Origin of the sequence: Pseudomonas sp. BJa5 (assembly GCF_030272875.2) — a bacterium.
GTDB lineage: Bacteria > Pseudomonadota > Gammaproteobacteria > Pseudomonadales > Pseudomonadaceae > Aquipseudomonas.
On the sequence record NZ_JALRNG020000008.1, the window covers coordinates 39,788 to 54,364 of the forward strand.

At 63.1% G+C, this 14,577-nt stretch carries 12 protein-coding genes; 1 reads left to right on the forward strand and 11 read right to left on the reverse strand.

Going from position 1 to position 14,577, the window contains the following annotated elements; translation table 11 throughout:
- Positions 1-13: 13 nt before the first annotated feature.
- A complete protein-coding gene (locus M2D63_RS06680; RefSeq protein ID WP_285862043.1) occupies positions 14-592 on the forward strand; it encodes a hypothetical protein in 579 nt (192 codons plus the stop codon).
- 178 nt (positions 593-770) lie between these two features.
- On the opposite strand, the gene M2D63_RS06685 is transcribed toward M2D63_RS06680, so the two are convergent.
- From M2D63_RS06685 to M2D63_RS06735, 11 genes are all read right to left on the reverse strand, one after another.
- Positions 771-1,466, reverse strand: a complete 696-nt coding sequence (locus tag M2D63_RS06685; protein WP_285862044.1) for an OmpA family protein — start codon at positions 1,464-1,466, stop codon at positions 771-773.
- Between the two features lie 92 nt (positions 1,467-1,558).
- Positions 1,559-2,203, reverse strand: coding sequence for an MBL fold metallo-hydrolase (locus tag M2D63_RS06690; protein WP_285862045.1), 645 nt, complete (start codon positions 2,201-2,203; stop codon positions 1,559-1,561).
- Positions 2,204-2,288: 85 nt separating this feature from the next.
- Positions 2,289-2,981 (reverse strand): sensor histidine kinase KdpD, encoded by a 693-nt coding sequence (locus tag M2D63_RS06695; protein WP_285862046.1) that lies wholly within the window; start codon positions 2,979-2,981, stop codon positions 2,289-2,291.
- Complete coding sequence (locus M2D63_RS06700; RefSeq protein WP_285862047.1) at positions 2,978-4,585, reverse strand: tetratricopeptide repeat-containing response regulator; 1,608 nt, start codon at positions 4,583-4,585, stop codon at positions 2,978-2,980. The genes M2D63_RS06695 and M2D63_RS06700 overlap by 4 nt, the downstream gene beginning before the upstream one ends.
- Complete coding sequence (locus tag M2D63_RS06705) at positions 4,555-4,740, reverse strand: hypothetical protein (RefSeq protein ID WP_353050861.1); 186 nt, start codon at positions 4,738-4,740, stop codon at positions 4,555-4,557. Before M2D63_RS06705 ends, M2D63_RS06700 begins: the two co-directional genes overlap by 31 nt.
- A 106-nt stretch (positions 4,741-4,846) precedes the next feature.
- On the reverse strand, positions 4,847-5,431 hold the full coding sequence (locus M2D63_RS06710) for an MliC family protein (protein ID WP_285862048.1): 585 nt from the start codon (positions 5,429-5,431) through the stop codon (positions 4,847-4,849).
- A gap of 55 nt (positions 5,432-5,486) precedes the next feature.
- Positions 5,487-8,210 carry a LuxR C-terminal-related transcriptional regulator gene (locus M2D63_RS06715; protein ID WP_285862049.1) on the reverse strand — a complete coding sequence of 908 codons (2,724 nt, stop codon included), beginning with the start codon at positions 8,208-8,210 and terminating at the stop codon, positions 5,487-5,489.
- A gap of 207 nt (positions 8,211-8,417) precedes the next feature.
- Positions 8,418-9,782, reverse strand: coding sequence for a DUF1329 domain-containing protein (locus M2D63_RS06720; protein WP_285862050.1), 1,365 nt, complete (start codon positions 9,780-9,782; stop codon positions 8,418-8,420).
- A gap of 27 nt (positions 9,783-9,809) precedes the next feature.
- On the reverse strand, positions 9,810-11,693 hold the full coding sequence (locus M2D63_RS06725; protein ID WP_285862051.1) for a DUF1302 domain-containing protein: 1,884 nt from the start codon (positions 11,691-11,693) through the stop codon (positions 9,810-9,812).
- Between the two features lie 333 nt (positions 11,694-12,026).
- On the reverse strand, positions 12,027-13,709 hold the full coding sequence (locus tag M2D63_RS06730) for a fatty acid--CoA ligase (RefSeq protein WP_285862052.1): 1,683 nt from the start codon (positions 13,707-13,709) through the stop codon (positions 12,027-12,029).
- A gap of 123 nt (positions 13,710-13,832) precedes the next feature.
- Positions 13,833-14,462 (reverse strand): LysE family translocator, encoded by a 630-nt coding sequence (locus tag M2D63_RS06735; protein WP_285862053.1) that lies wholly within the window; start codon positions 14,460-14,462, stop codon positions 13,833-13,835.
- Positions 14,463-14,577 lie beyond the last annotated feature (115 nt).

Below are 14,577 nucleotides of genomic sequence, written 5' to 3' on the forward strand. Positions count from 1 at the left end.
GGAATGTAAGCCTATGAAACCCTTGCGTAACCTGACCCACGCCATCGCGCTGGCTTCGCTCATGTCTGCAGCCAGCTTCTCGGTGCAGGCAGCCGATATTCTGATCGACGGTATCGCCAGTGAAAGTATCGTGGACACCAAGGTCCTGGCCATCGACATGGACAAGCGCCTGGTAACAGTAGAGGGCCCCGATAACACCCAGGTGCCTATCCAGCTGAGCGAAAACGCCAAGGACCTGCACAACCTCAAGGTCGGCGATCTGGTCAATGTGAAGGTCAACCGCTCCGTAGCGACCGTGCTCAATACCGAAGTGGGAGCTGAGCCGGGTGTCAGCAAGGAAGCCGGCGTGATCCGCGCTACCAAGGACAACCCCAACCCGGGCGGCGAAGCCTTCCGCCAGGTCAAGGTCACCTCGAAGATCACCGACATCGACCTGAAGAAGCACGAAGTCACCCTGCTGCCGCCTGAAGGCCCGAAAAAGGTGGTGAAGGTCGAAGATCCGGAGCTGCAGGCGCGGATGAAAAATCTCAAGGTGGGTCAGACCGTCGATATGGTCTTTACCGACGTGCTGAAGATCACCACCAAGCACTGAGTCCGAATCATCGCGCCCCTGCGCCAGGCAGCGATCGACTGCATGTAGGAGCGGGCTTGCCCCGCGATTGCGTACCGTCAGGTGTATCGTATCGCGGGGCAAGCCCGCTCCTACAGATCGCAATCGGGCATCAATAAAAAAGGGAGCTTGCGCTCCCCTTTTTCACATCCCTTGAACCTTACTGGTACTGCTGGCCAGGAATCGGCTTGAGGTTGACCTCGACACGACGGTTCTGCGCACGGCCATTGGCGTCGGCGTTGCTGGCGATCGGCTGGTCCGGGCCCAGGCCGCGAGCACTTACGCGGCTGGCATCGACGCCCTGGGAGGTCAGGTAGGAGACCACCGACTGGGCGCGGCGCTGGGACAGGTCCATGTTGTGCTGGCGGCTGCCGGTGCTGTCGGTGTAGCCGACCACTTCAATGGTGTTCTGGTTGAACTGCTTGAAGGAGTTCGCCAGGTTGTTCAGCGGCGAGTAGAAACTTGGAGCGATGTTCGCCGAATCGGTAGCGAAGGTAATGTTACCCGGCATGATCAGCTTGATCTGGTCGCCTTCACGCTGAACTTCGACACCGGTGTTGGCCATGCTGGCACGCAGGGCGGCTTCCTGCTTGTCGGCATAGTAGCCGTAGCCAGCAGCTGCGGCACCCACGGCAGCGGCGCCGATCAGCGCACCCTTGCCACGGTTGTCATGGTCGATGGCAGCACCGGCGATGGCACCAGCCAGTGCGCCCAGGCCGCCGTACTTGGCGGTCTTGCTCATCCCGGTGGAGCCTTGTTGTGCCTGACCCTGGTTGTCGTATTGGCCGGGAGCGGCGCAGCCGGTCATCAGGGCGGCAGCGGTAGCGACGATAATCAAACGACGCATGGTGAACATGGACAAGCTCCTACAGAAATTCGAATTGCGGACCGCGCTGCGGACCGACGCGAGCCTTAGACAGTAAAACGACAAAAAAATTCCCTGGACGCTCAGGCCCGGACGAACGGGTTCTGGCGCATTTCGTCACCCAGGCGGGTATCCGGACCATGGCCGGTGACCACCGTGGCTTCTTCATCCAGGCTGTACAGACGCTGCTTGATCGAACGAACGATGGTCGCCTGGTCGCCTCCCCACAGATCGGTGCGACCAATACCACGGCGGAACAGCGTGTCGCCTGCGATCAGCAACTTGGCATCGGCGAACCAGAAACTCATCGACCCCGGCGTGTGTCCCGGAGTATGCAGGGCCACGCCACAGCCACAGGCCAGTTCCTCGTCGTCGGCCAGCCAGCGATCCGGCGACGGCACCGGGGTGTAGGGCACGCCGAACATCTGGCACTGCATCTCCAGGTTGTCCCAGAGGAACTGGTCGTCCTTGTGCAGGTGCAGGGTGGCGCCGGTCTTCTCCTTCAACTGCCCGGAGGCGAGGAAGTGGTCCAGATGCGCGTGGGTATGGATGATGCTCACCAGCTTCAGGCCATGGGCCTCCAGGCGGGCGATGATCTGCTCATGATTGCCGCCCGGGTCGACGACAATGGCCTTCTTGCTGATCGGGTCGCCGATGATGGTGCAATTGCACTGCAGGGGGCCTACGGGGAAGGTTTCTCGAATGAGCTTGGGCTGAGCGGCTTGCATGGGTGTACCGGGAAGGAAGTGAGATAAACGGATCGATGCCACTTCATAACCTCAATTGACGCCGCTGACCAGCCCCAACCATCAATCAAGGCAGGTAAAGCCTGAACACCCCGCCGCCCAGCACCCCGCCATTGGCAATCTCGATCCGCCCCTTGATCCCGTCGCGCTCATGCAGCGCAGCAATGCGCGCGGCGAAGTACAACCCCAGGCCCGTGCTGCCGCTCTGCCCGTCGATGCCCTGCACATACGCTTGCTGGCGCTCCAGCATGCGCAGGGGAAAACCCGGGCCGTCGTCGTTGATGGTCAGGACCAGTTGCTCGTCTTCGTCGCTGACGCTGATCAGCAGGGTGTGGCCGGCATAGCGAATGGCATTGTTGAGGATGTTGGCGACCACCGAGCCGACCAGTTCGCGATCGAAAAAGCCCAGGGGGCTGGCCGTCTCGATACGCCAGCTGGCGAGGATGTCGCGGTGCTGCAGCAGGTTCTGCTGCGCGGCCAGCTGGGCCTCGATGAAGTCGTCCAGTTCATGGTAGTCCGGGCACATGGGCAACTGGTTGACGCCCAGCTTGTACAGCCCCAACAGCTGCACCAGCATGCCGTTGAGGTGGGTGAATTCGTGCTCGATCACCCCCTGCTCGCTACCACTGCGCTGGCCTTCGGGCAGGCGCGCCAGCCACTGGCTGTGTGCCTGGGTCAGGGCCGCCAGGGAATTCTTCATGTCATGCACGGTGGAGGCGATCACCGTGGAAAAATCCAGCCCCTGATTGTCCTGGTTCATGCGCCAAATGCCCGTTGATGCAGTTTGCGATAGCGCTCGTAACGGCTGTCGCTTTCCGGAATACCGGCCACGCAGGTCAGGCTGGCGCGGCATTCTTCCATGATCGCCAGAGGTGGCGTTTCACCGCCGATGCGCAGCAGCGCCTGGGCTGTGTTGAGGGCGATACTGATGTTCTTCGGTTGCAGTTTCAGGGCACGACGGAACAGTGCCAGTGCCTCGCCGAGTTGATTGCCCTGGTAATTGCGCACGCCCTGGCGGTTGAGATCGACCGCTTCGGTCACGGCATTGAGCACCGTTGGGTCGTCGGTCAGGCGCGAGACGCTTTGCATCACCTTGGGGTCGTCGCCGTAGGTTTCCACGCAACCTTTGAGGATCGCGGTACTGGCCGTTTCCTGGCCCAGTTGCTGCAACTGGGTCGCCACCACCAGCGCCGCTTCCACGGAGAAGAATTGCTCCATCTTGTCCAGCCGGGCCATGGCCTGCTCGGTCAGCTTGGCGGCGGTATCAGGGTCGCCGGCCTGCTGCAGGCTGGCGGCTTTCATCAACCGGGCACGCACCTGCAAGCCCTGGTCTTCGGCGTTCTCCTTGGCCACTTCACTGAGCACCGTGTTGATCTCGACCCGGGTGCGTGCATCCAGGCCATTGCCGGCATTCTTGCTCATCAATGCCTGGACCAGTCCCAGGTTGCTCTCCGGGCTCTTGTAGCGCGAGCTCTGGCCCTGGTTGACGGCATGCCGGTAGGCCTTGGAGGACGTCTCGAAGTCATTGTTGCTCAGGGCCAGCTTGCCCAGCATCATCTGCCGGCGCACCGCCAGCGGCGACAGACGCACGGCTTCTTCGAGCACACCCTGGGCACGCTTGTTCTCCCCCAGGGCCATCAACACCTCGGCCAGCCCGTCATACAGGCCGGGCATCATCGGGAACGCCTTGAGCGCCTGCTCGTACACGCCCTGGGCCTGGGCAAACTGATTGCGCTTGAACAACAGGCCGCCCAGGGCGGCATAGGCCCAGGGCGTCGCCCGACTGGCGATGATGGCGGTGAGGAATTTACCCAGCTCGTCATGACGGTTCAGGTCGCGCAAGGCGTCGGCACGGTAGCGCAGGCACAGTGGGGCAAAACGCGGGTCTCGCTTGCACAGCTCGGCGCAGGCGGCCAACACCTCGGCCGGGCGGCCACGGTCCAGGGCCTGGAGGATCGGCTTGAGCAGGGTCTTGCGCTGCACCAGCTTTTCCAGGCGCTGGGCCAGGCCGATGCGGTTGAACGGCTTGGTCAGGTAGGCGTCCGGCTCATGTTCCAGGGCACTGAGCACGATCGCCTGGCTGCTTTCGGCGGTGACCATGATGAATACGCACTCATGGCTGATCAGTTTGTCGAGGATCAGGTCTTCGAGCACCTGCTGGCCGTTCTTCTTGCCGTCGCCCAGGTGAAAGTCCTGGAGGATGAAGTCGTAGCGTTTCTGCGAGCACATGCGCAGGGCCTGCTCGCCACTGTCGGCAGTGTCGACATCCCGCACGCCCAGTTCGCGGAGCATGGAGCGGGCCGAACTGCGAAAATCGGAAAAGTCATCGACGATCAAAAAGCTTTTCTGGCTGTAGACCTGCATCCACCAAACCTGACATGGCAAATAAAAAAAAGGATGCACGGACCGCTGCCATCACAGCGGTCGACTTCCGGGACCAGGATGAACGCGTCGCCACCAATCCTGGCCACGCTATCGGCCGCGCGGAGCATTTGCTTGAGCGGGATTGCCGTCGACATCAACACCTGATCGCCGACGGCGTGGTCGTTGCAGCCATTGAAGATTAATGGCAAGAAGCCATCTTCTTCTATCCTCCGGCGCCAGTAAAGCGCCGCCAGCCTGCGCTCAGCGCACCGCGGTGCAGGTGAGTTCCTGTCCGTACCACTTCACCTTGGCCTCACCTTGATGCTCCCAGAACTCGACGCCTTCGCGGCCATACTTGCTGCCACTGCCTGAACGCTGGGCGATGACGATGGTCTGGTCATCGCCATAGGTCAGCACCGCGGCCTGGGGATCGAGCTGGTTGTAGAACACTGCCGTGAAGGGCTTGCTGCCATCGTCACAGTCGAACTCGACCGCCGCCGGCACCTGCACCGCACCTGAGCGGATCTGCAATTCGACCAGGCGCACCTGGTACTGCTCGAGCACACAGGCGTCTGCATCGCTGGCCTTCCAGCACTCGTCGCGGCCCTTGATCCAGCCACGCTGGGTGGCTTTCAATTGCTTTTTGGTATCGCTGTCGGCCTGGTCAAGCGCGCGCTGGTAAAGGGCGGCGAGCTTTTGATCCAGTTCACTGAGCTGCGGACTCTGGCAGACCTTCAGCGCCATGCCCTCGGCCTTGTCACAGGAGAACGACGGCCCGTTGGCCGCCAGGGCCAGGCCTGTGGACAACAGGCAGGCCAGCAGCAACAGGGGGCGTGTAAGGGACATGGGATCTCTCCAGAAGCGTCATTCTAGAGAGTACAGCAGATAGCGGCTGTTGCCGTCAGGACAACAGCCCCAAAGCCTTGGCCCGGGCGACGGCCTGGGTACGACGCTCGACACCCAGCTTGCTGTTGATATGACTGGCGTGGGTCTTGACCGTATGCAAGGAGATGAACAGCCGCTCGCTGATTTCCTGGTTGGAGCAGCCTTGGGCGATCAGCTCCAGCACTGCCCGCTCCCGGGTGCTCAAGGCTTCGCAGCTGGTGCTGGCAGCCTCCTGGGTCTCCAGGGCCGGTAACAGGGCCAGCAGGCTCGTTTGAGCCGGGCTTGCCGGTTGGGCCAGCAATTGCTCGCGCAACCACAGCGGATGCTCGCGGAGCAATCGCTGGAAAGCTTGCAAGGCGCCGCCCCCGGCGGCCTCAAGGCTCAGCACGAGCAGGTCGCGGGCCTGGACTTCGGCATTACTGGCCAGCAGCAGGCAGATCCACTGGCACAATGCCGTGGTGCTCAGCAGGTGCCCGCCGCTGGCCTGGCCACGCTCGACCAGTGCCTGCAAGCGTCGCCCGGCCTGTTCCCCGCGCCCCTGGGTCTGCTCCAGCAGCGCCTGCTGCAGCTCGATATGCAATGGCAGCAACGGGTGGAATTCCGGCGCGGCGGCCGCCTGCTCGCCACCGTAGGTCTGCCCCAGGCGCAACAGCCAGGATTCGGCCAGGTCGGTGCGGCCCTGGGCCAGCCAGAGTTCGCATTTGACCAGGGTAATCATCGCCAGATAGAAAATCGGCGGCACATCCCAGATGTGCATCAGCCGCTCGGCCTCGGCCAGTTCGGCAAAGGCCTCGGCAAAGCGCCCCTCGCGACCGTCCAGCGTGGCGATCACGCAGTGACCGATCAGCACGCTGATATCACGACAGGCCCGGGCCTCGACCAGGCCGGCACGCAGGCGGCTGCGCCCGGCCTCAGGCTGCAGGCGCGCAGCCAGCAGGTAGCCCTCGTACAGGGTCAGGCGCGCCCGCGCCGCATACAGGCGCTGCGCCGACAGCCCCTGCAAGCGCTGCAGGCCCTGGCGCACTTCATCCAGGGCGCGCAGCACCTCGCCACGGGCATGCAGCACCCGGGCCCGGTCGTAATGGGCAAGGGCTTCGAACAACGGGTTACCGACCCGCTGGGCCAGCTCCAGGGCCTCGCGGTTCCAGCCGCGGGCGCGCCAGAAGTCGGCATCGGCGATGGCCAGGTTGGACAGCGTCGACAGGCACACCAGGCGTTGCCCATAGCGTTTGAACGGCAGGCTGTGCAGCGCTTCTGCGCAATAGGCCAGGGTCCGTTCGCGGTCGCCACGACCACGGGCAATGACCCCGCTCAGGGCCAGCCACTGGGCGAGCATGGACTTCTGTGCGGTTGCCGAGGGCGCCGGCAAGAAACGGCTCAGGTGACTGGCCAGCTCTTCGGCGGCATCGAGCTGCCCGGCCAGGCCCAGGGCCCAGCTGTACAGCACGATCAACCGCGGCGTGCTGATCAGCAAGCTGTCGGGCAGGTCCATTTTCCAGCGCAACAGCATGCCGACGTTCTGCTCGGCCAGCAGTTGCTCTTCCGACAGGTTCTGCACCAGGTTGGCGGCGACATCCAGGTGCCCCGCCCGCAGGGCCTGCTCCACCGCCTCGTCGAGCAGCCCCTGGCCATGAAACCAGCGACAGGCGCGCAGGTGCAGGCTCGACAGCGGCAGGCTGGTCTGGCGACTGCGCAGCAGGTCGGAGAACAGGTGGTGATAACGGTACCAGCGGCCGTGCTCGTCCAGCGGCACCAGGAACACCTGGTGGGCCTGCAGGTAGCGGATGATCTCGGCGCTGTCGTGGCTCTCGCGCAGGGCGTCGCACAGCTCGGCGCAGAAGCGCTCCTGGCAGGCGGTGTCGTTGAGAAAGCCCTGGACCTCGCCCGGCAGGATGTCGATGACTTCTTCGAGCAGATAGTCGCGAATCAGCCCTTCGCCGCCATGCAGTGCCTGGGGCAAGGTGCTGTCGGCGCCCGCCTCGCTGGCCGCCAGTTGCCAGAAGCGCAGGCCGGCCACCCAGCCGTCGCTGCGCTGGATCAGGTTGTCCAGCGCCTGGCCACGCAGGACCGTGGGCTGCTGGCCGAGCACCGCCAGCGATTCGTCAGGGGTCAGGCGCAGGTCCTGCTCGTTGAGTTCGAGCAATTGCCGCGACAGGCGCAGGCGCGCCAGGTGCCAGTCCGGGCGCTGGCGGCTGGTGACCAGCAGCACCAGCCCCGCCGGCAGGTGGTTGAGGAAGAACTGCAGGCAGCGGTCGAGCACCGGGCCCTGGGCCAGGTGGTAGTCATCCAGCACCAGCAGCAAGGGATTGTGGGGCTGTAGATGACGGGCCAGTTCATCGAGCAGGCCATCGAGCCATTCTTCGAAGGCGAACGGCTGGTGGCGCTGGCGCATCTTCAGCAGGCCCAGGGCCTGGTTGCCCAGTGCCGGGCAGTACTGCTGCAGGCCTTCGAGCAGGCGTTCGAGAAAGCGCCCCGGGTCACTGTCGCGCCGGCTCAGGCCCAGCCACAGGCTGCTCCAGTGATTGGGAAGGCCCTGGCAGAACTCCACGGCCAGCGAACTTTTACCGAAACCGGCCGGTGCATTGACCAGCAATAGCCGCCCGCCCAGCCCCGATTGCAAGCGCTTGCACAAACGCGCCCGCGGCACGTGCCCTTCCGGCAACGGCGGACGATAGAAGCGACCCTCCAGGACACTCATGGCCTGGTTGGCGAATCCTTGCGTACGGGACAGATCAGTCATTCGCCGGCTCGTTCTAGTTAGGGAATCTTCGGCAATTCGGATCAGGCCAGACTAGCGGTTAAAAACCCGTATTTGAAGATGATTGCCGCACTTTGCCGAAAAAAGACTACAACAAAAAGCAACAACACCTGACAGGCGGGGGAGACAAAAACAGAAACGCCCCGGCAAGCCGGGGCGTTCTGGGAGATCACACGGAGGTTTTGAAGCTTAGCGCACACCTTCCTGGCGAAGCGCTGCGGGCTGGAAGTCGCTGATGCTGGCCGTGAAACCGAAGTCGTAGGCCCGCTTTTCCTCGTTCTTCATGCCCAGTGCCAGATAGCGACCCGACTGCAGGTCGTAAATGGCTTCCAGGGTGTACCACGGCACCTGGACGTTGTAGTAGTCCTGGGAGTGGGCCTCGGAAACGCGCCACAGTTGACCACGACCGTCGTACTGGTCGATCACTGCGGCCTGCCAGGTGTCTTCGTCGATGTAGAAGTCACGCTTGGCGTAGATATGGCGCTGGCCTGGCTTGAGGGTCGCCACCACATGCCAGACGCGGCGCAGCTCGTAACGGCTCAGGTCCTGGTTGATGTGGCCGGCCTTGATGATATCGGCGTACTTGAGCTTGGGGTCATCGAGCTTGTAGCTGTTGGAGGCGATGTACAGCTCCTTCTTGCCTTCCAGCTTCCAGTCGTAACGGTCCGGCGCACCGTTGAACATGTCCAGGTTGTCGGAGGTACGCAGGCCGTCAGCCGCGGTACCCGGACCGTCGTAGGACACCTGTGGTGCCTGGCGCACGCGACGCTGACCGGCGTTGTAGACCCACGCCTTGCGCGGCTCCTTGACCTGGTCGAGGGTCTCGTGGACCAGCAGCACGGTACCGGCCAGGCGCGCTGGTGCCGTCACCTTCTGCTTGAAGTAGAACAGTACGTTGCCCGGGTTGGCCGGATCGTAACCCTTGATCCGGTCGCGGAAGACGAACTGGTCCTGGAAGTACACCAGGCTGTAGGAGCCGTTTTGCTGTGGCGTGGCCTGGGTGACCAGACGGGTCACGCTGCCGCCACGGTAGCGGGTGATGTGGTTCCAGATCACCTCGAGACCGCTCTGGGGAATCGGGAAGGGAACGGCCGTATTGAAGTTCACCAGACCGTTGCCGCCCTCGACCAGCTTGGTGCTGGTGGCGTTCTGCTTGATGGCGGCGAACACTTCATCCGGTACGGTGGCACCGCGATGGGTCGGGTACACCGGGATCTTGAAGGTGTCCGGGTAGCGCTTGAACATCGCCACCTGGCCCGGGGACAGCTTGTCCTTGTACTGGTCGACGTTCTGCGCAGTGATGGTGTACAGCGGCTTCTCGCCAGCGTACGGATCGGCGAGGAAGCCCTTGGCGTCGACTGCGCCGGCAGTCTTGGACAGTGGCTTCCAGGCGCTGATCGAACCATCGGCGTTACCGGCTTTTTCCGCACCCATCGGGGTCAGCGTGGTGCCGAGTTTGGCTGCCTCGTCGGCGGACACCGCCGCCATGACGCTGGTCGCCAGCAGCGACAGGCCCAGTACACCGGCTTGCAGCAGATTCTTGGTCATTTTCATGTTCATGCTCGTCCTGAATCCGAATTCTTAGAAGTTCACGCCGAAGCTGAGGGCGATGAAATCGCGGTCATCCACGGTGGTGTACTTGCCGTCGAAGAAGTTGGTGTACGACAGGCTGGTGGTGTAGGTGTTCTGGTACTCGGCATCCAGGCCCAGGCTGATGGCCTTGCGCCCTTCCTCGAAGTTGCCACCAGGGCCCGGGGAGTAACCGGAGACGTCATGGGACCAGGCCACGTTCGGCTTGAGGTTGACCCCGGCGAAGACGTCGTTGTAGTCCCAGATTGCCCGGGCACGGTAGCCCCAGGAAGTGCTGGTGGTGAAACCGTCGTTTTCGCACTTGCGGCTGAGGTTGGCCGACGAGGCATTGTTACCGGCACCGGCGATGGTCCGGCTGTTGAGGAACTCACAGGTGTTCAGCGGGCCGGTAGCCGGCAGTGGGCCTGGGCCGTAGACCGGATCGCGACCGTAGCGCAGCTCATGCGCGCTCTCCAGGCCGCCGACGTGGGTCACGCCGACTTCACCCACCACGGTCAGACGGCTTGCGCCCATGACCTGGTCGAAGAAGTGCGTGAGGGTGGTCTGGAACTGGGTGATTTCCTTGCGGGTGTAGCCGTGCTGGTCCTGGCCCGGCACGCCCTTGAGCAGCGATGCGTTACCGAAGCCCGGGATTGGCGTAACGCCGGAGTAGAGGATATCGGTGGTGTTGAGCTGAACCGGCGCATTCGGCCGATAGCTGATTTCACCGCTCCACGCGGTACCGGTAGGCAGGGTGGTGGAGAAGCTCAGGCCATACAGGCGAATGTCTTCGGGGTACTCGACAAAGTACTGCGAGTTGCCGGCGACGATCAGCGGCGCCAGTGCCTGCAGGCTGGCTGGCAGGCGACCCAGCCCGGCATAGACCGATGGTGCCGCACCCGTGGCACTGAAGATCGGTGCACGGCTGTGGTAGTTCATGAAATAGGCGCCGAACTCGGTATCCAGCGGCTCGAACATATAGCGCATGGCGACGCCGAACTGGCCGCTGTCACGTGCATCGCGATCGGGACCGCGGTCGACCAGCACGCCTTCCTGGTTGATGTCGACACCCTGGCTGGCGAGGAAGCCCAGTGCAGCCGGCGGCAGGCTGCGGCTGCTGTTGAGCAGGCGCAGGTTATCGGTACAGCCGTCGGCGATGACGTCTGGCTGCGAGAAGAAGGTGCCGCAGTTGTCGACGACGGTCTGGTCCCATTCGATCTGGTAGAAGGCTTCGGCCGACAGGTTGTCGGTCAGGCTCTGGGATATGTAGAACATGTTGACCGGGATCAGGCCTTCCTTGATCTCGGCACCGGGGCGGCGGAACGCGGCCACGTCGATCGGGTTGATCGAGTTGATACCGCCACCGATGAAGGTACTTTCACCCCAGCTCACCACCTGTTTGCCCAGGCGCACCGAGCCCGGCTCATCGGCGATGGAATAGTTGTGGTAGACGAAGGCGTCGAGGATCTGGCCGCCCGCGGACTTGGCGCCCTCTTTGCGGCCGGAGTCGCTGATGTCCTTGAACGGACGGCTTTCATCCTTGAGCTCGAAGTCGTACCAGTACTTGCCGCGCACGAACACGCCGGTATCGCCGTACTTGAGCTCCAGGTCATGGATGCCCTTGAAGATTTTCGAGAAGGTCTCACCGCGCTTGAAGTTCAGGTGGCCGTCGTCGGAGGTCTGGGACAGGCCCTTGCCGCCGTTGTTGACGCCGATCAGGTTCTCGTTCGGCTTGGCCGTCGACCAGCTGGCGCCCACGGACAGGGACGAGTCGAACGAGCCTTCGATTTCACCGATGTTGAAGCTGACGCCGAATGCAGGACCGGCGAGCGTAGAAGCGAGGCTGACGGCCAGTGGCAGTTTCGCCCGGCGCCAGAACGGATTTACAGATGTCATCGACGCTACTCCATGTACTTTATTTTTATGGCAGTGAGTCCTTTGCAGAAACGCTTCGTTCGACCGGTGTCAGTGCATCCGGTGATCGAGCAAGTGACCAGGCACATTCATGTGCAGTCCCCCGTTCCTGAAAATCCCCTGGCCCGACTATAGCCAGCAGGTACCGGTGCTTGATCCCTCTAAAGTGTGATTTGCATCCCCGCCCCCTGGCGCGGCCCTTGGGACCGGCCAGCTGCGCTGGCAGGGGCAAGGATGGCTGAATTCTGTCATTTGACAAGGCTTGCAGGCGTCTGGCGTGCGGGTCGCGCCTCGCATGGCGCGACCCGCACCTGATCACAGGGTCGAGAGGAAGGTACTGTTACTGGCCTGCCACTGGCTGATATCCACGCGGATGCGCTTCTTGTCGAGCTTGCCGACACTGGTCTTGGGAATTTCAGTAACAAGGGCGATCTGGCTGGGGATCGCCCACTTGTTGATGTGCCCCAGTTCCACGAACGGCTTGAGGTGTTCCTTGAGCAAGCGGGCGTCGATGCTGTGGCCCTCGTGCACCACCAGCAGGGCGAAGGGACGCTCGCCCCATTGCGGATCGGCGACCCCGACCACGGCCACTTCGCGTATCGCCGGATGACGGCTGATCAGGTCTTCGAGTTCCAGTGAGGAGATCCACTCGCCACCGGTCTTGATCACGTCCTTGATGCGGTCGCGGATGTCGATCACCCCCATGCTGTCGAGGGTGGCGACGTCACCGGTGTGCAGCCAGCCGCCCTGCCAGAGTTCGGCGCCCTTCTGCGGTTCGCGGAAGTAGCCCATGGTCAGCCAGGGCGCGCGTAGCACCAGCTCGCCCTGGGTCTCGCCGTCGGCGGGGAGGAAGTTGCCGTCGCCGTCGACGATGGCCGCCTCCACCAGCGGCACGGGCACTCCGGCCTTGATCCGGTAGGTGATGCACTCGTCCTCGCTGCCGGCCAGCAGTTCGTCGTTCAGATGCGCGCAGGACACCAGCGGGCAGGTCTCGGACATGCCGTAGGCGGCGGTGAGCTGGATGCCGTGGGCCTTGGCGGCCTCGTACAGGGCGCGGTTCAGCGCGCTGCCGCCGATGATGATCTTCCAGCCGCCGAAGTCCTGTTGCTGCGCGCCCTTGGCATTGAGCAGCATCTGCAGGATGGTCGGCACACAGTGCGAGAAGGTGACCTTCTCGTTGCGCCACAGATGGCAGAGCATTTCCGGCTCGTAACGCCCGGGGTAGACCTGCTTGATCCCGAGCATGGTGGCCACGTAGGGAATACCCCAGGCATGGACGTGGAACATCGGGGTAATGGGCATGTACACATCGTCGCTGCCCAGCAGGCGCACGCTGTCGATACTGCCGGTCACCGACGCCGCCGCCAGGGTGTGCAGCACCAGTTGCCGGTGGGTGAAGTACACGCCCTTGGGGTTACCGGTGGTGCCGGTGGTGTAGAAGGTGGTGGCCACCGAGTTCTCGTCGAAGTCGGGGAAGTCGTACACCGGGCTGGCCGCCGCCAGCAGTTGCTCGTACTCGCCGACCAGGTTCGGCAGGTCGGCAGTCTTGGTTTCGCCGTCGGTCAGCAGCAGGGTTTTCTCTACCGTGGTCAGTTGCCCGGCGAGCCCCTGGTAGAGGCCGACGAAATCGCTGTTGACCAGCACGAAGCGGTCTTCGGCGTGGTTCATGGTGTAGAGGATCTGCTCCGGAGACAGGCGCACGTTGATGGTGTGCACCACCGCGCCGATCATCGGGATGGCAAACATGCATTCCAGATAACGGTGGCTGTCCCAGTCCATGACCGCCACGGTGTCACCGGCCTTGACCCCGGCCTCGGTCAGGACGTTGGCCAGCCGGGCGATGCGTTCGTTGAGGGTCAGGTAGCTGTAGCGCAACTGGTCGCGGTAGACGATCTCGCGGGTTTTCTCGTAGCGACTGCCAGACAGCAACAAGCGCTTGATCAACAGCGGAAACTGATAGGCGCCCTCGGCGGGAGGAATGACACGAGTCTGCAACATAAGAGTCCCTTTTCTAGAGTGCACAGGCTGGGCAAGACTTTTCCCACTCTAGAACGCCGCAACGCCGATCAAATCAGCCAAAGGAATGATTTGACCGGGCGAGGGATTAGCGGCCAATTGCCATTAATGCATTTCGGTGAAGGCGATCTTCACGCCCAGGGCGATCAGCACCGCGCCCATGGTCCGGTCGAACCAGTGGCCCATGCGGGCGAACGCGGCGCGCACACGCTGCTGGCTGAACAGCATGGCCACCAGGCAGAACCACAGGCCGGTGGCCAGGGCCAGGTAGATGCCATAACCGGCCTGGATCGCCAGCGGCGTATGCGGATTGATCACCACGGTGAACAGCGACAGGAAGAACAAGGTGGCTTTGGGGTTCAGGCCATTGGTCATGAAACCGGCAACGAATGCGGCGCGCGGGGTGCGCTCGACGGTCGAATCCGCCACGTTTTCACTGCCCGGCGCTGCAGGGCGCGCACGCAAGGCCTTGTAGCCGATGTACAGCAGGTAGGCGGCGGCCAGCCATTTCAGGGCGTTGAACAGCATGATCGACTGCGACACGATCAGGCCGATGCCCAACAGCGAGTAGCCCACATGCAGGAAGATCGCCGTGCCCACGCCGAAGGCGGTCCAGGTGCCAGCACGCCGGCCATGGGTCACGCTCTCGCGCACGACCACGGCGAAATCGGGACCGGGGCTGGCCACGGCCAGCAGGTGAATCAGGGCGACGGTGAGAAATTCAGCCCAGTACATGGGAGCTCCTTGCGGCAGTGGGTGAAAACAGAAGGCTGTACATTACGCCCACGACACACCTCGTAACAACCTGTAGGAGCGAGCTTGCGTGTCGGTCACATTGCATCGCGGGACA